Source organism: Allobosea sp. LjRoot237, from assembly GCF_964253285.1.
Taxonomy (GTDB): domain Bacteria; phylum Pseudomonadota; class Alphaproteobacteria; order Rhizobiales; family Beijerinckiaceae; genus Allobosea.
In genome coordinates this window covers 3192652-3207325 of the sequence record NZ_CAXUQP020000001.1, presented here as the reverse complement: position 1 = coordinate 3207325, position 14674 = coordinate 3192652, and the positions used below count along the sequence as shown (strand labels likewise).

The window sequence follows — 14674 nt, the reverse complement described above, 5'->3', positions numbered from 1 at the left end:
TCCCCACTTTTGCGGAACATGCTTTAGTTCTGCTCGACGGTAACACGCTCCTTGGCGTTCTCAGAGGCGGAGTTGCCCGCCCGCCGTTCGAGCACGAGCAAAGCGAGGCCGGCGGCGATGATCAGGGCTGAGCCGAACAGCATGGCGGGCTTGGGCCAATCGCCGAAGACGAACCAGCCGAAGACCAGCGCCCAGACGATCAGCGTGTACTGATAAGGCACAACGACCGAGGCTTCGGCCAGCTTGAGCGAGCGCGTCACGCACAGATGCGCGACCATGGCGACGATGCCGAGCAGGCCGAGCAGCCCGATATCGGTCAGGCTCGGCGTCACCCAGCCGAACGGCAGCAGCACCAAGCCCATCACCAGCGCGCCGAATGTCTGCCAGAAGACCAGGGTCACGTCGGGCGTTCCGCGCAATTGCCGGCCGATGATCATCATCGCGGCGAAGGAGAAGCTGCCGATCAGCGCGATGATCGCCGGCAGGGACAGGCTCTGCTCCGACGGGTTGAGCGCGATCGCGACCCCGACGAAGCCGGCGACCACGGCAAGCCAGCGTTTGGCGTCGACGCGCTCGCCGAGCAGCAGCGCCGCCAGCACCACCGCCCAGACCGGCGCCGCCAGCCAGAGCGTCATCGTGTCGGCGAGCGGCAGATAGGACACCGCCCAGTAGAACAAGGCGACCTCGCAGGAGCCGAGCATGACGCGCAGCAGCTGCAGACCCGGTCGCTCCGGCCGCAGCGTACGACGGAGACCCTGCTTCACCACGAAGGGGGTGATCGCCAGCAAGGCGGCGCCAGAGCGCAGCAGCAGGATCTGGCCGACCGTATAGGTCGCGACCAGCCATTTTCCCATCACGTCATTGAGCGAGAATAGGAGGATGCCGAGCAGCATCATCAGGATGCCGGCGAGGGTGGCGTTTCGGGAGGGCATGACCGGACGAACGAGGCGGGAAGGGCAATCCTCATGACCCCTCGTGCGCGCAAGGGCAAGCCCGGCACACGCAAGGGGAGGGCGCGCAATCGCAGTCCTTAATTTCCGTATTGACTTAATTAAGTGAATTACTAAATAAAGACCATGGATCGCTTCACCGCCCTTGCCGACCCGACCCGCCGCCGCATCGTCGAGATGCTGGGCCAGCGCGCCATGGCGGCGGGCGAGATCACGGCCCATTTCGGCATGAGCGCGCCGGCGATCTCGCAGCATCTCAAGGTGCTGAAGGAGGCGGGGCTGGTGAGCGTCGAGGTCAGTGGCCAGCGGCGTATCTACCGGCTCGACCCGGAAGGCCTCGATGCCTTCGAGGCCTGGGTCCGCCAAGTCCGCGGCTTCTGGAATGCCGGGCTCGACCGCCTGGAACGAGAGCTCGCAAAACCCGAAGACGACTGAGGAGAGACGTGATGAACGAGTATGGTGTGGTTCTGGAGAGTGGCGCTGTCCGCTTCGAGCGCCTTTTGCCCGGCCCGGTCGAACGGGTCTGGTCATATCTCACGGAGTCCGACAAGCGCGGCACCTGGCTGGCCTCCGGCCAGATCGAGCCGCGCGTCGGCGGTGCGGCCGATCTCCTGTTCAAACACTCCGAGATCACCAGCGAACGGCCGCCGGAGCGCTATCGCGAGATGAACGACAATGGCTGGCCCTCCAAGGGAACCGTGACGCGCTACGAACCGATGACGGCGCTGGCGATGACCTGGCCGGGCGAGGGCGACGCCAGCTCGGAGGTGACCTTCGAGCTCACGCCACAGGGCGACAAGGTCAGGCTGGTGCTGACGCATCGCAAGCTCGCTGACAAGGCGGAGATGACCAGCGTCTCCGGCGGCTGGCACGTCCATCTCGGCATCCTGGAAGACAAGCTCGCCGGGAATCCGCCGCGCGGCTTCTGGTCTAGGCTCGAAGGGCTCGAAGCGGACTATGCCAAGCGCTTCGCCGATCAGCAGGCTTGAGGACAGTCAGCCTGCTGTGTTCTCCAGGCGAGCGGGAGAGCTGCTCTCCCGCTCGTGACTTGGTGAACCGGCGCCGGATCGACTAAACTTGCTCCGTTGCAACGGAGTATGTCCGTCATGCTGATCAAGCGCCGCGCCGGCTGGGAAATTCCCGAGAGCCAGGCGACATCCGAGGCCGTCTTCCTGAACAGGCGGCAATGGCTCGCCGGCGGTGCCGGTGTGATCGCCGGCGCTGCCCTGCCGCAAGCGGCCACGGCGCAAGGGGCCGATCCGACGCTCGACCTCTACCCGGCCAAGCGCAACGCGGCCTACACGCTCGACCGGCCGGTGACCGACGAGGAACTGGCGGCGAACTACAACAATTTCTACGAGTTCGGCACCTCGAAGGAGGTGGCCGCCGCGTCCAAGCGTCTGGTCACGCGGCCCTGGACGATCACGATCGACGGTCTGGTCGAGAAGCCGTTCGAGATCGGCATCGACGACCTGATCCGCAAGGTCACGCTGGAGGAGCGGCTCTATCGCTTCCGCTGCGTCGAGGCCTGGTCGATGGCGGTGCCGTGGACGGGGTTCACGCTGAAGAGCCTGGTCGCTCTGGCCAAGCCCCTGTCGGGGGCGAAATACATCCAGATGCAGACCTTCATGAATCCGAAGATGGCGCCGGGTCAGTCGCAGCGCTGGTATCCCTGGCCCTATACCGAGGGGCTGACCATCGCCGAAGCGACCAACGACATGACACTCATGGTCACCGGCATCTACGGCAAGCCGATCCCGACCCAGCACGGCGCGCCGCTCCGGCTGATCACGCCCTGGAAATACGGCTTCAAGTCGGTCAAATCGATCAGCAAGATCAGCTTCGTCGCCGAGCGACCCAAGACCTTCTGGGAGGGTTTGCAGGCCTCCGAATACGGCTTCTGGGCCAATGTGAACCCGGAGGTCTCGCATCCGCGCTGGAGCCAGGCGAGCGAGCAGGTGCTGGGCTCGCGCGACCGCAAGCCGACTCTGCTGTTCAACGGCTATGCCGAGCAGGTGGCGGATCTCTACACGGGGCTGGAAAAGGAACGGCTCTGGGCCTGATCGGCCCGCTGGCAGAAAGCGGGTGCCGCAGAGGCGGCATCTGCGTTAGCTTCGACCCATGCAGAACATCTGTCTCTTCACCACGGCGATCGGCTCCTGCGCTCTGGTCTGGCAGGGCGATCGCATCATTGCGGCGCAATTGCCGGAACGCGACGAGGACGCGGCGCGGCGGCGGCTGGCGAAGCGTTTTCCCGAAGCGGCTGAGGCCGAGCCGCCAGCTTTCGTGCGGCAAGCGATAGACGACGTCGTCGCCTTGCTTGCCGGCGAACGGCGCGATCTCGCGCATCTGCCGATCGATCTCTCGGCTACGCCTGAGTTCAACCGGCGCGTCTACGCCGTCGCTTTGGCGATCCCGCCCGGCGAGACATTGACCTATGGCGAGGTCGCGGCGCGGATCGGCGAGCCTGGCGCGGCGCGGGCAGTGGGCGTGGCGCTCGGCCAGAACCCGATCCCGATCATCGTGCCCTGCCATCGCGTGCTCGCCGCCGGCGGCAAGACCGGCGGCTTCTCGGCCGATGGCGGCGTCGAGACGAAGCTGAAGATCCTGACCATCGAGAAGGCGCGCACCAGCGCCGAGCCGTCTCTGTTCGATGCCCTGCCGCTGCAGGCAAGGCAGCGATAGAGCCTACGGATTTTACTCGGAACCACTTGGTCATCCTGGACAAGCGGCGAAGCCGCGCAGCTCCGGGATCCATCGTAAGGCTCCGGAGCTCTCCGATGGATCCCGGGCCGAGCTGCGCTCGCCCAGGATGACGATGGTGGTTCCGTGTGAACTCAGCACGCTCTCGGAGACAAGATCCTCAGGCCGCCTGCTTCTCAGCCTTCGCGATCAGCCGGCCGATACGGCGGACCATGTCCTTGCTGCCGAGCAGGGGGGCATGGCCCTGGCCCGGCGCGGTGAAGGTCTCGCAGCGCGGATGGCGCGTGCCCATCTCGGCTAATGTCTTCTCGGCCAGGAGGTCGGAATTCTCGCCGCGGATCGCCAGCACCGGGACATGGTTCAGCGCCGCGAAATAGGGCCAGAGCTCGGGCAGGGGCGCCTCGAGGTCGAGTTCCTCCAGCGTCTTCAGCAGGCGGGGGTCGTAGTCCGGGACCAGCGCGCCATTGCGCTCGGTCCATGTCCGGCGCGCCATCATCTCCCATTCGGCCGCGCCGAAGAGCGGGAATTGCTGGTCCGACAGCCGCTTCAGGATCTCGGCGCCCTCGGCGAAGCTGCGCGGCGTCGGCAGCTTGCCGACATAGCCGCGGATACGCAGCAGCCCGCGCGCATCGATCACCGGCCCGACATCGTTGAAGACGACGCCGCGGATCGCGGCGGGCCGCGCCGCCCCCAGTGCCATGGTCAGGAGCCCGCCCCGCGAGGTGCCGACGAAGACGGCTTCCTCGACGCCGGTGGCAGCCAGCATCTGCATGAGATCGTCGAGCTCGATGCGGATGTCGTAGTCGTGCCAGTCCTTGGCGTAGTCGGAGCGGCCGCGGCCACGATAGTCGAGCGCCAGCACACGCCGTGGCCCGTCCTCCGAGAGTGCCAGGGCGAGCTCATGGAAGTCGGCGGAGGTGCGCGCCAGGCCGGCCAGGCAGACGATCGGCATGAGGGAAGCGGCTTGCAGCCCGTATTCACGTACATGCAGCTTCAGCCCGTCGCGGGCGCTGATGAACAGGGAGCGGAAGCCGGTATCGGAATTCATGCGGGGACTCGAGGGGCGAAGGCGGGCACAGCGCACCTAACCATGGCCGTGCGGTGGGGCGAAAGCCCGGTCGGGCTGTCTGGCCTTTGATGGAGCTGATCGCGAATGCGGGCCGGCGCTCAGTCGCGCTTGCCGCCGCGCTTCAGGTCGTAGTCGATCATGTAGGCGGTGCGCTGGTTGAGGCGCTGCCGGTAGACCTGCAGGTTCTCCATCACCCGCTGCACGTAATTGCGTGTCTCGGTGAAGGAGATGCGCTCGACCCAGTCGACCGCGTCGACCTCGGGCGAGCGCGGGTCGCCATAGGCGGCGATCCATTTCTTCACATTGCCCGAGCCGGCATTGTAGGCGGCGAAGGTCAGGATATAGGAGCCGCGCCAGTCGCCGAGCAGGTCGTTGAGATGGGCGGCGCCCATCTTCGCCGAATAGAGCGGGTCCTTGGTCAGCCGGTCGAGCTCGAAGGGAAACTGCGCCCGCCGCGCTGTCTCGCGCGCCGTCGCCGGCATCATCTGCATCAGCCCGAGCGCGCCGGCATGCGAGACCGCCGCCGGGTCGAAGGCGCTTTCCTGCCGGGCGATGGCATGGACGATGGCCCGCTCCATCGGATCGCCCACCGACGGGAAGTCCGGCACGCCGAAGGTCGGGAAGGCGGCTTCGTCCAGCGGGAAACCGCGCTGCAGCGCGATCTTGCCGATGGTGAGCAGGGTCTTGGCGTCGCCGCGCTGGCGGGCGATGTCGGCGATGGCTTCCAGCGCGGCGGTATCATGCAGGCGCTGCGACAGGTCGATCAGCAACTGGCCGGCGAGATCGGGCGCCTCGATCGCATAGAGCAGCTTGGCCGCCTTGAAGCCGGGCAGGTGGGCCAGCGGCGCCGCGATGGTGCGCCGGACCGGCAGTTCGGTGAGGCCGAGCCGGGCGCGGGCGAGCTGGCCGTAATAGGCGATCGGGTGCTCGGCAGCGCGGGCGTAAAACGTCTTTGCCTCGTCGGGCTTGCCGAGCGCGTCGGCGGCGCGGCCCTGCCAATAGGTGGCACGCGCCACCGAGATCGGCGTCTCCGCGACCTTGGCCGCCTCGGCGAAGTGCTTTGCCGCCCGCTCGGCGTCCTTCTCGAAGCGAAGCGCGATCCAGCCGGCATGCCATTCGGCGTCGATGCGCTCGGCCGTGTCCTCGGCGCCGTGGCCGGACGCGACCGCATAGGCGCCCTTGGCGTCGCCCTCGTCGAGCAGCTTGCGGGCGATCAGCCGGCGCTCTTCCCACCAGCCATCCCCGTCGCCGAGCAGGGCAGGATCACGAGGCACCTCGGCGATCGCCTTGGCGGCATCGGCCGGCTTGCCGGAGCGGCGCGCCTGCTGCGCCTGCAGGAAGGCGAAGGAAATGTCCTTCTTCAGGGCCGCCGGCACGGCGTCGATCTGCTTCTGCGCGATCGGCCCCTTGGCCTTGGCGCTGGCGAGCCGGACCTTGGCCAGCGCGACATAGTCCTGCGAGACGCGGGCGGCATTGCGCAGCGCCTCCTCGCTCTTCCCGGCGAAGAGATAGCGCTCGGTGCGCAGGCGATGGTCGGCGGTGGTCAGCTTGTCGCCGAAATTGTCGAGCACGATCTTCTCGAGCCCGGCGCCGAGATGATCCTTGAGCCAGGTCCGGCGGGCGAGCGCCAGCGCCTCGTCCTGGCGGCCCTCGGCGGCGAGGGCGCGGGCGAGCGCGATGCGTCCGGCCGGGCTGATCGGCTCGCGGCCATGGAAGAAGGCGCGCACGGTCTCGGGGCTGCGCCGGTCGGTGACCAGCGCCGCTTCGGCGCGCCGGCGGAACGGCGTCGTGCCGGGATAGTTCGGGAAGGCGTCGAGGAATTCGGCGATGCGCTCGAAGCTCACGACATTGGACAGGCTGCGCAGCGCGACCCATTCCAGCATGCCGCGCACCGCCTTGTCGTCGATGCCGCGGGCGATGGCGTCGCCCTCTTCGAGCTTGCCGGCACGATAGGCTGCGACCACCTTCTTGAGCGGTTCGAGATCGATCTTCTCTTCCGGCCGGGCGATCTCGGCCGGCGGCACGGGCGGGGCAGGGGGCTCGGTCTGTGGGGCGAGCGAAGCGGTCACGCCGACATCGACGCTCGCATTTCTGGCATCGACGTTCGTGTTGACGCTCGCCAGACGCTCTTCCTGCAATGGATGCGAGCCGTCAGGGCCCGCTGAGCAGGGTCCGATAGCCACCAGAATGAGCGTCAGGCCAGTTCCGAAGAACCGTCGGCCCGGCGATAGCGCCATCAAGGGGTCCCCCCAAGCAAGCCGGATCGTAGCAGTAGGCCATGCTCCAGGATGGAGCTTTATGAAGTCCTAACCATGCCGCCACGATTTTTGATGGGTTGCCGGCTTTGCGGACTGCAGCTGAAAGGCTAGAGACTGTTAGTGACCTTGGACAGGGCTTGGGCGTCGGCGATTTTGTCCGAGTGCCAGGAGCTTGGTGCGGCCAAGCCTTCCGGCTTGGCCGTGACGAGCGACACAGCAATCGGGCAAAAGCGCCACGCCGCTACGCGGTGAGGTGAAACCGGCCGACTGCGGCGTCGCATCGCTTGCCGATACTGCAGTATCGGCTGCGCAATGCTCCTGGCATTCGGACGGTTTGACCTCACCCAAACCCTGTCCAAGGTCACTAACAGTCTCTATGTCTGTCGCCCCTTTCAAGCTGAACTTTGTCGTTTTCAGGACCGTCCATGACCAAGCATGCGCCCCTCACCGGTTCGATGCCCGCGCTGGTGACGCCATTCAAGGGCGGCAGGATCGACGAAGCGACGCTTCGCGCCCTGGTCGACTGGCAGATCGAGAGCGGTTCTTCTGCGCTGGTTCCGGTCGGCACCACCGGCGAGAGCCCGACGCTTTCCCATGAGGAGCACGGCCACGTCACCGAGATCGTGCTCGACCAGGCGAAGGGCCGGGTACCGGTCATCGCCGGCGCCGGCTCGAACAACACCATCGAGGCGATTTCTCTCGCAAAGCACGCCGAAAAGGCGGGCGCGCAGGCCGTGCTCGTGGTGACGCCCTATTACAACAAGCCGACCCAGGAGGGCATGTATCAGCACTTCAAGGCGGTGAATGATGCGATCGGCATCCCGATCATCATCTACAACATCCCGCCGCGCTCGGTGGTCGACATGTCTGTCGAGACCATGGCGCGGCTCTATGAGCTGAAGAACATCGCCGGGGTGAAGGACGCCACCGCCAATCTCGCCCGTGTCTCGCAGCAGCGCCATGTGCTCGGCCCGGACTTCATCCAGCTCTCGGGCGAGGACATGACGGCGCTGGCCTATATGGCGGCTGGCGGCCATGGCTGCATCTCGGTCGTCGCCAATGTCGCGCCCAAGCTCTGCGCCGAGCTGATGGCCTGCGCGCTGAAGGGCGACTATGCCGGAGCCCTGAAGATTCAGGACCGGCTGGTGCCGCTGCACGACGCTATCTTCAAGGAGCCTGGCCTAGCCGGTGCCAAGCACGGGCTGAAGCGCCTCGGCCGGATCGAGGAAGAGCTCCGCCTGCCGCTGATGCCGGTTACGGCGGCGACCGGTGACGTCATTCGCAGCGCCATGGTTCACGCCGGCCTGCTGAATGCTTAAGTGAGGTAGCCGGCAATGCCGGTTACCGGAGTGTTTCGATGAGCAAACCAGATCCAGAGCGCTACAAGCTTGCGGCCGATAACCGCAAGGCGCGCTACAACTATGCCATCACCGAGACGCTCGAAGCCGGCATCGCGCTGCAGGGCACCGAGATCAAGTCGCTGCGCGGCGGCAGGGCGACGATCGGCGAGAGCTATGCCGGGCCGATGGGCACCGAGCTCTTCCTGTTCAACGCCCATATCCCGGAATATCTCGAAGCCAACCGCTTCAACCACGATGTCCGCCGGCCGCGGAAGCTGCTGCTGCACCGCCGCCAGATCGACAAGCTGATGGGCGCGATCCAGCGCGAGGGCTACACCGTCATCCCGCTCAAGGTCTATTTCAACGACAAGGGCCGGGCGAAGGTCGAACTCGGCCTCGGCAAGGGCAAGAAGCTGCACGACAAGCGCGAGACCGAGAAAGCCCGCGACTGGAACCGCGACAAGGCGCGGATCCTGAAGACCGGCGGATAACGCGCCTATTCGACAAGCTCGTTGGGCTCGACGAAGCTTCCGTCCGGCGCCGGATGCGGCAGCGACCAGCCGAAGTAAACCTCAGCCTCGACGATCTTGCCGCCCCGGATCGTCAGGATCTCGGTATTGCGGAATCCCTTGCCGCCAAGGCCTTCGCCTTCATAGGTGACGAAGACCGTCTCGCCGATCGGTATGAGGTGCTTGAGCGTGCAGGCACGGATGCGGTCGCTGTTCGGCCAACAGCGTTCGAAATAGGTCTCGCGATCGAGCCGGTTGTCGAGCGGACTGCTGAAATGGAAATCCTCGGCGATGAGGGCTTCGAGCGCAGCCCGATCCTTGTCGACATAGGCCTGGTAGCAGGCACGGGCTATATCGCTCGCATCATCGGACATGGGCTGCCTCGTTTCCCCGTCACGACCGTAACGGGGAAAGCCGAGACAGGTTCCGTCGGTCAGCCCGTCGCCTTCTTGAAGTTCTCGTTCGCCTTGTCCCAGTTCACCGTCTTCCACCAGGCGGCGAGGTATTCCGGCCGGCGGTTCTGGTACTTCAGGTAATAGGCGTGCTCCCAGACATCGATGCCGAGCACTGCCTTGGCGCCGAGTTCGAGCGGCGTGTCCTGGTTGGCCGTCGAGACGATCGCGAGCTTCTTGTCCTTGTCGACGACGAGCCAAGCCCAGCCCGAGCCGAAGCGCGTCGCGCCGGCCTGGTTGACCTTCTGGACCAGCTCGAGCATCGAGCCGAAGGCGCCGTCGATCGCGCTCTTCAGCTCGGCGCCTGGCTGCTGCGCCCCGCCCGGCGTCATCAGCTCCCAGAAAAAGCTGTGATTCCAGTGGCCGCCGACATTGTTGCGGACGGCGGTGCGGACATTGTCCGGGGCCGCGCTGAGATCGGCGAGCACCGTCTCGATCGGCGTGGTGCGCAAGGCCTCCCATTGACCGGCCGCGGCATTGGCGCCGTTCACATAGGCCTGGTGGTGCAGCGAATGGTGGATGCGCATGGTCTGCGCGTCGATGGTCGGCTCCAGCGCCTCATAGGCGTAAGCCAGCTTCGGCAGCGTGAAGACCGGCGGCGGGGCGGCGGCTGGCGCCGGCGCGGTCTGTGCCAGCACCAGCGCGGGGCGGGCGATGACGAGGGCGGAGCCGGCGACGAGGCCGGTGAGAAAGCTGCGGCGTTCCAAGGCATGCCCTCCAGGGTGTCGTTGCGGAAACAGAGCTTGCGCGAGCTGCGGTCGCGGTCAAGTGCTGTCCGCGTCGCGCCGCTCGTTCACTCATCGACAACGCAGGAGGGTGGGGCAGGTTCAGCCCTCCGGCGGCTCGTCGCCCTGGCGGATGCCATAGCGGCGCTCCAGCCCCGGATTGCCGGCGGCCGGCGCCCGCGCAGCCCGCTCGGCCGGATCGCGTCCGACCTTCGGCATCAGGGTCGCGAGCTCGACGAACTCGTCGCATTGCCGGCGCAGATCGTCGGCGACCATGGGCGGATTGGTGTTGATGGTCGAGACCACGGAGACCTTGACGCCCTTGCGCTGCACGGCCTCGACCAGCGGGCGGAAGTCGCCATCGCCCGAGAACAGGTAGATGTGGTCGAGATGGGGGGCGAGCTCGAGCATCTCGATCGCGAGCTCGATATCCATATTGCCCTTGACGCGTCGGCGGCCGGTCGCGTCGGTGAACTCCTTGGCCGCCTTGGTGATCACCCGGTAGCCGTTATAGTCGAGCCAGTCGACCAGCGGCCTGATCGAGGTATATTCCTCGCTTTCGATCAGCGTCGTGAAGTAGAAGGCGCGGATCAGGTTGCCGCGGCCCTGGAATTCCTTGAGCAAACGACGGTAATCCATGTCGAAGCCGAGCTGCTTCGACGTCGCATAGAGGTTAGCTCCGTCGATGAAGAGCGCGATGCGCGGTTCACCTGCCATGTAATGGCTCCTGGCTTAAATCGGGTCGATCAATAAGAATCGGCGCGGATCAAGGTTGAATAATGTCGGGTTGGCGCTCCAAATCGAGCGGCCCTTCGGCGTTTATGTGGTGAATGCGGCGTACCGCGCAAGATTGCGAACAAATTTTGCCAGCTAGGCGTGCGATAGCTGCAGCTGTTCAGCTTTAAGTGTTCAGCCTTTGGGAAACTCCAATCCCATTTCGCGATAGCGCTCCGGGTCGTCGCTCCAGTTCTCGCGGACTTTGACGAACAGGAAGAGATGCACCTTCGCCTCGGCCGCTTCGGCGATCTCGGCGCGGGCCTTCTGGCCGATCGCCTTGATCGTCTGGCCGCCTTCGCCGAGCACGATCTTCCGCTGGCCCTCGCGCTCGACATAGATCGTCTGCTCGATCCGGACCGAGCCGTCCGGGCGCTGCTGCCAGCTCTCTGTCTCGACGGTCGAGCGATAAGGCAATTCGTCGTGCAGCCGCTCGAAGATCTTCTCGCGGGTGATTTCGGCGGCGAGGAAGCGCAGCGGCGCATCCGAGATCTGGTCCTCCGGATAGAGCCAGGGGCCGGGCTTCATCCGCGTCTCGAGCCAGGTGAGGATGTCCTTGACGCCATAGCCGGTCAACGCCGCGACCATGAAGGTCGTCTCGAAGGTGCTGCGCTCGTTCACCGCGGCGGTGATGGCGAGGAGCTTGTCCTTCGGGATCGTGTCGATCTTGTTGAGGATCAGGAATTTCGGCTGCTTGAGCTGGGCGAGCCTCTCCAGCAGCGCGGTATTCTCCTCGTGGTCGAAGCGCCCGACATCGATCAATACGCCGATCAGGTCCGCGTCGGTCGCTCCACCCCAGGCGCTCGTCACCATGGCGCGGTCGAGCCGGCGCTTGGGTGCGAAGATGCCGGGCGTATCGACGAAGATGATCTGCGTCGGCCCCGTCAGCGCGATGCCGCGCACCTGGGTGCGCGTCGTCTGCACCTTGCGCGAGACGATCGAGACCTTGGCACCGACGAGCTGGTTGAGCAGCGTCGACTTGCCGGCATTGGGCGCGCCGATCAGCGCGACGAAGCCGCAGCGGGTCGCCTTATCAGGCTCAGCCATGCTCGCCCTCCATCGTCTCGTTCCACAGGCCCTGCCGGCGCAGGAAGGCTTCGGCCGCGGCCTGCTCGGCCAGCCGCTTCGAGCGGCCTTCGGCTTCCGCCTCGGCCAATGCGCCGATCCGCACGATGATGCGGAAGATCGGCGCGTGATCCGGGCCGGAGCGGCCGCGCTCGGCATAGGTCGGGGTCGGATGCCCCTGGCCCTGCGCCCATTCCTGCAGCGCGGTCTTGGCGTCGCGCAGCGGCGTCACCGGCTTGAGCAGCCGCTCGCCGAAACCGGCCTCGACCAGCTTGCGGGCGGCATCATAGCCGCCGTCGATGAAGACCGCACCGATGATCGCCTCGCAGGCATCGGCCAGGATCGCCTTGTTCTTGCGCGCGCCCGAAAGAATCTCGCCCTCGCCGAGCCGCAGATGCGGGCCGACGTCCCAGGCGGTCGCAACCTCGGCGCAGGTCTCCTTGCGCACCAGGTCGGCGAGGCGGCGCGACATGTCGCCTTCCTCGGCCTGCGGATAGGTGGTGAAGAGCATGTCGGCGACCGAAAGGCCGAGCACCCGGTCGCCAAGGAATTCGAGCCGCTGATAGCTTGCGATCCGGCGCGTGTCGGCGCTCATATGGGTGAGCGCCGTCTCCAGCAGGCTTCGGTCGCGGAAGCGGTGGCCGAGCCTGTCCTCGAGCCGCGAGAGCTCGGGCAGCTTACGGCCGCTGTCGGTCGGCTTGCTCACTTGATCGTCGAGAACATGCGGTTCCAGCGCACCGTCCAGGGCCATTCCCAGAGGCGCCAGGCCGACGCGCCCTCGTCGATCGAGAAGAAGATGATCTCGGCACGGCCGACGAAGTTCTCGAACGGCACGAAGCCGACGCTGCGGTCGCGCGAGTCGAGCGAATTGTCGCGGTTGTCGCCCATCATGAAGAAATGGCCGTCGGGCACGCGGAACACCGGGGTGTTGTCGAAGGTGCCGGTGTCGCCCTCGCGCTCGATGATCTGGTGGCTGACGCCGTTCGGCAGCGTCTCGCGATACTGGATCGCGTTGGCGGCGCGGCCCCAGGCATCGGTGGTGACGAAATCGGCGATGCGCTCGCGTTTCACCGGCTGGTTGTTGATGTGCAGGACGCCGTCGATCATCTGGATGCGGTCACCGGGCAAGCCGATGACGCGCTTGATGTAGTCGGTCGAATTGTCGCTCGGCAGCTTGAACACGGCGATGTCGCCGCGCTTCGGCTCGGCTGCCCAGACCCGGCCCTGGAACAGCGGCGGGCTGAACGGCATCGAGTGCTTCGAGTAGCCATAGGTGTATTTCGAGACGAACAGATAGTCGCCGATCAGCAGCGTCGGGATCAGCGAGCCCGAGGGAATGTTGAAAGGCTGGAACAGCAGGGTCCGGATCACCAGGGCGATCAGCAGCGCCTGTACGACGACCTTGATGGTCTCGAGGATGCCGCCTTCGTCCTTGGTCTTGCTCTTGATCTCGGCGTCGTTGGCCACACGGGCCTCCTGCTGGCTACGTTTCGAGAGCGCGGTCTAGAGCATGTCAGGCCAAAGTGGAAACCACTTTTGCGAGGTTGCCCCGCACTGCCGCGACGGCAGGGCGACAATATGTGGCTCTTCGGATCATTGTACTGCCGTCACGGCCGCAGTCCCGCCACGCGCCGGGTGCAACTGTTCCGCCCTGATCCGGGGCAGGGCGTGCGGGTATTCACGCTGCAGGAAGGCGACGATCTGCTCGCGCATCTCGCAGCGCAGGTCGAAGACGCGCGGCGAGGTGCCGGCGCTGATGAGGATGCGCACCTCCATGGTCGCCTGCTTGAAGTCGGTGACCTGGACGTTGACGACGCGCCGGTCCCACAGCCGCGATGCTGAGGCGATCTCCTCGACCTTGCGGCGCACGGCCTCGATCGGCGTCGCGTAGTCGAGATAGATCATCACCGTGCCGATCAGCGCGGCATCGTCGCGGGTCCAGTTCTGGAACGGCTTTTCCATGAAGTAGGACAGCGGCAGGATCAGCCGGCGCCAGTCCCAGAGCCGGATCACGACATAGGTCGAGGTGATCTCCTCGACATTGCCCCATTCGCCCTCGATCAGCACGGCGTCGTCGATCCGGATCGGCTGGGTCACGGCGAGCTGGATGCCGGCGAAGACGTTCTTCAGCACCGGCTGCAGCGCGAGGCCGACGACGAGGCCTGCTGCGCCCGCCGAGGCGAGCAGGCTGACGCCGTATTGCCTCACCCCGTCGAAGGTCATCAGCATCGCCGCGACTGCGACGACGACGACGATGATCTCGGCGATCCGCCGCAGAATCCGCGTCTGCGTGACGTGCTTGCGCGCCAGCAGATTGTCATCGGCGTCGAGCTTGAAGCGGCGCAGATAGACCGTCGTCCAGATGTGCAGCGCCGTCTTGGCGAGCCAGGCGACGAGCGCGACGAAGCAGATCAGCAGCACATGCCGGATCAACGTTGCCTGCGTTTGCGAGAGCGGCGCGATCGAGGCGGCGAAGGACAGCGCCAGCGTGATCACAGCGAAGCGCGCCGGGCCGAAGGTGCGCGAGACCAGCGAGCGCCAGAACAGGTCCCAGCTCGCGACGATCCGGGTCATGATCTCATAGGCGATGCGGTGGATCGTCAGCGCCAGGACGAAGGCAATTGCGAACAGGGTGAGGCTGATGCTCCAGGCCGGCAGCCAGGAGAACCTGGCTTCCATGCCCTGCACGATCTCATCGAATGTCATCTGATCTCCCGCATGACCGGTTGCGGCCGCTCATGCTGCAACGCGGCAAGGCCGCAAAGGATGCAGCGCACGCTGAGCGCGCAACCGTCAGGCGGAATTTGCAGCCGTCGGCCGCGATTTCTG

The 14674-nt window shown here is 65.9% G+C and carries 16 protein-coding genes; 6 read left to right on the top strand and 10 right to left on the bottom strand.

Going from position 1 to position 14674, the window contains the following annotated elements; genetic code table 11:
- Positions 1–23 precede the first annotated feature (23 nt).
- Positions 24–932, bottom strand: a complete 909-nt coding sequence (locus ACSQ24_RS15620; protein WP_436095557.1) for a DMT family transporter — start codon at positions 930–932, stop codon at positions 24–26.
- Positions 933–1076: 144 nt separating this feature from the next.
- On the opposite strand from ACSQ24_RS15620, the gene ACSQ24_RS15615 reads away from it, so the two are divergent.
- The 4 genes from ACSQ24_RS15615 (at position 1077) to ACSQ24_RS15600 (ending at position 3635) form a co-directional block, all read left to right on the top strand.
- Positions 1077–1385, top strand: coding sequence for an ArsR/SmtB family transcription factor (locus ACSQ24_RS15615; RefSeq protein ID WP_436095556.1), 309 nt, complete (start codon positions 1077–1079; stop codon positions 1383–1385).
- A gap of 11 nt (positions 1386–1396) precedes the next feature.
- Complete coding sequence (locus ACSQ24_RS15610) at positions 1397–1939, top strand: SRPBCC family protein (protein ID WP_436095555.1); 543 nt, start codon at positions 1397–1399, stop codon at positions 1937–1939.
- Positions 1940–2056: 117 nt separating this feature from the next.
- Positions 2057–3013, top strand: a complete 957-nt coding sequence (msrP, locus tag ACSQ24_RS15605) for a protein-methionine-sulfoxide reductase catalytic subunit MsrP (RefSeq protein WP_436095554.1) — start codon at positions 2057–2059, stop codon at positions 3011–3013.
- A gap of 58 nt (positions 3014–3071) precedes the next feature.
- Positions 3072–3635, top strand: a complete 564-nt coding sequence (locus ACSQ24_RS15600; RefSeq protein WP_436095553.1) for a methylated-DNA--[protein]-cysteine S-methyltransferase — start codon at positions 3072–3074, stop codon at positions 3633–3635.
- Positions 3636–3813: 178 nt separating this feature from the next.
- Here ACSQ24_RS15600 and ACSQ24_RS15595 read toward each other — a convergent pair whose 3' ends face one another.
- Together ACSQ24_RS15595 and ACSQ24_RS15590 are read right to left on the bottom strand one after the other, a co-directional pair.
- Entirely contained in the window at positions 3814–4701 is an 888-nt protein-coding gene (locus ACSQ24_RS15595; protein WP_436095552.1) for an alpha/beta fold hydrolase, read from the bottom strand.
- A 119-nt stretch (positions 4702–4820) separates the two neighbouring features.
- Positions 4821–6860: a transglycosylase SLT domain-containing protein gene (locus ACSQ24_RS15590; protein WP_436095551.1), complete on the bottom strand. Its 2040-nt coding sequence runs from the start codon at positions 6858–6860 to the stop codon at positions 4821–4823.
- Between the two features lie 545 nt (positions 6861–7405).
- Here ACSQ24_RS15590 and dapA point away from each other — a divergent pair.
- Together dapA and smpB are read left to right on the top strand one after the other, a co-directional pair.
- Positions 7406–8299: a 4-hydroxy-tetrahydrodipicolinate synthase gene (dapA, locus tag ACSQ24_RS15585; RefSeq protein WP_436095550.1), complete on the top strand. Its 894-nt coding sequence runs from the start codon at positions 7406–7408 to the stop codon at positions 8297–8299.
- 38 nt (positions 8300–8337) lie between these two features.
- Positions 8338–8811: an SsrA-binding protein SmpB gene (smpB, locus tag ACSQ24_RS15580; RefSeq protein ID WP_110492638.1), complete on the top strand. Its 474-nt coding sequence runs from the start codon at positions 8338–8340 to the stop codon at positions 8809–8811.
- Positions 8812–8816: 5 nt separating this feature from the next.
- Here smpB and ACSQ24_RS15575 read toward each other — a convergent pair whose 3' ends face one another.
- From ACSQ24_RS15575 to ACSQ24_RS15545, 7 genes are all read right to left on the bottom strand, one after another.
- Entirely contained in the window at positions 8817–9203 is a 387-nt protein-coding gene (locus ACSQ24_RS15575) for a nuclear transport factor 2 family protein (protein WP_436095549.1), read from the bottom strand.
- Positions 9204–9262: 59 nt separating this feature from the next.
- A complete protein-coding gene (locus ACSQ24_RS15570) occupies positions 9263–9988 on the bottom strand; it encodes a superoxide dismutase (RefSeq protein WP_436095548.1) in 726 nt (241 codons plus the stop codon).
- A gap of 120 nt (positions 9989–10108) precedes the next feature.
- Positions 10109–10723: an NYN domain-containing protein gene (locus ACSQ24_RS15565; protein ID WP_436095547.1), complete on the bottom strand. Its 615-nt coding sequence runs from the start codon at positions 10721–10723 to the stop codon at positions 10109–10111.
- A gap of 192 nt (positions 10724–10915) precedes the next feature.
- Positions 10916–11827, bottom strand: a complete 912-nt coding sequence (era, locus tag ACSQ24_RS15560) for a GTPase Era (RefSeq protein WP_436095546.1) — start codon at positions 11825–11827, stop codon at positions 10916–10918.
- Positions 11820–12551: a ribonuclease III gene (gene rnc, locus ACSQ24_RS15555; protein ID WP_436095545.1), complete on the bottom strand. Its 732-nt coding sequence runs from the start codon at positions 12549–12551 to the stop codon at positions 11820–11822. The genes era and rnc overlap by 8 nt, the downstream gene beginning before the upstream one ends.
- Entirely contained in the window at positions 12548–13312 is a 765-nt protein-coding gene (lepB, locus tag ACSQ24_RS15550; protein ID WP_436095544.1) for a signal peptidase I, read from the bottom strand. The genes rnc and lepB overlap by 4 nt, the downstream gene beginning before the upstream one ends.
- Positions 13313–13438: 126 nt before the next feature.
- Positions 13439–14551: a mechanosensitive ion channel family protein gene (locus ACSQ24_RS15545; protein ID WP_436095543.1), complete on the bottom strand. Its 1113-nt coding sequence runs from the start codon at positions 14549–14551 to the stop codon at positions 13439–13441.
- Positions 14552–14674 lie beyond the last annotated feature (123 nt).

What these genes read in the sequence shown, in the direction of transcription:
- ACSQ24_RS15620 (WP_436095557.1), bottom strand. Translation starts at nt 932, where the DNA reads ATGCCCTCCCGAAACGCCACCCTCGCCGGCATCCTGATGATGCTGCTC.
- ACSQ24_RS15615 (WP_436095556.1), top strand. Translation starts at nt 1,077, where the DNA reads ATGGATCGCTTCACCGCCCTTGCCGACCCGACCCGCCGCCGCATCGTC.
- ACSQ24_RS15610 (WP_436095555.1), top strand. Translation starts at nt 1,397, where the DNA reads ATGAACGAGTATGGTGTGGTTCTGGAGAGTGGCGCTGTCCGCTTCGAG.
- msrP (WP_436095554.1), top strand. Translation starts at nt 2,057, where the DNA reads ATGCTGATCAAGCGCCGCGCCGGCTGGGAAATTCCCGAGAGCCAGGCG.
- ACSQ24_RS15600 (WP_436095553.1), top strand. Translation starts at nt 3,072, where the DNA reads ATGCAGAACATCTGTCTCTTCACCACGGCGATCGGCTCCTGCGCTCTG.
- ACSQ24_RS15595 (WP_436095552.1), bottom strand. Translation starts at nt 4,701, where the DNA reads ATGAATTCCGATACCGGCTTCCGCTCCCTGTTCATCAGCGCCCGCGAC.
- dapA (WP_436095550.1), top strand. Translation starts at nt 7,406, where the DNA reads ATGACCAAGCATGCGCCCCTCACCGGTTCGATGCCCGCGCTGGTGACG.
- smpB (WP_110492638.1), top strand. Translation starts at nt 8,338, where the DNA reads ATGAGCAAACCAGATCCAGAGCGCTACAAGCTTGCGGCCGATAACCGC.
- ACSQ24_RS15575 (WP_436095549.1), bottom strand. Translation starts at nt 9,203, where the DNA reads ATGTCCGATGATGCGAGCGATATAGCCCGTGCCTGCTACCAGGCCTAT.
- ACSQ24_RS15565 (WP_436095547.1), bottom strand. Translation starts at nt 10,723, where the DNA reads ATGGCAGGTGAACCGCGCATCGCGCTCTTCATCGACGGAGCTAACCTC.
- era (WP_436095546.1), bottom strand. Translation starts at nt 11,827, where the DNA reads ATGGCTGAGCCTGATAAGGCGACCCGCTGCGGCTTCGTCGCGCTGATC.
- ACSQ24_RS15545 (WP_436095543.1), bottom strand. Translation starts at nt 14,551, where the DNA reads ATGACATTCGATGAGATCGTGCAGGGCATGGAAGCCAGGTTCTCCTGG.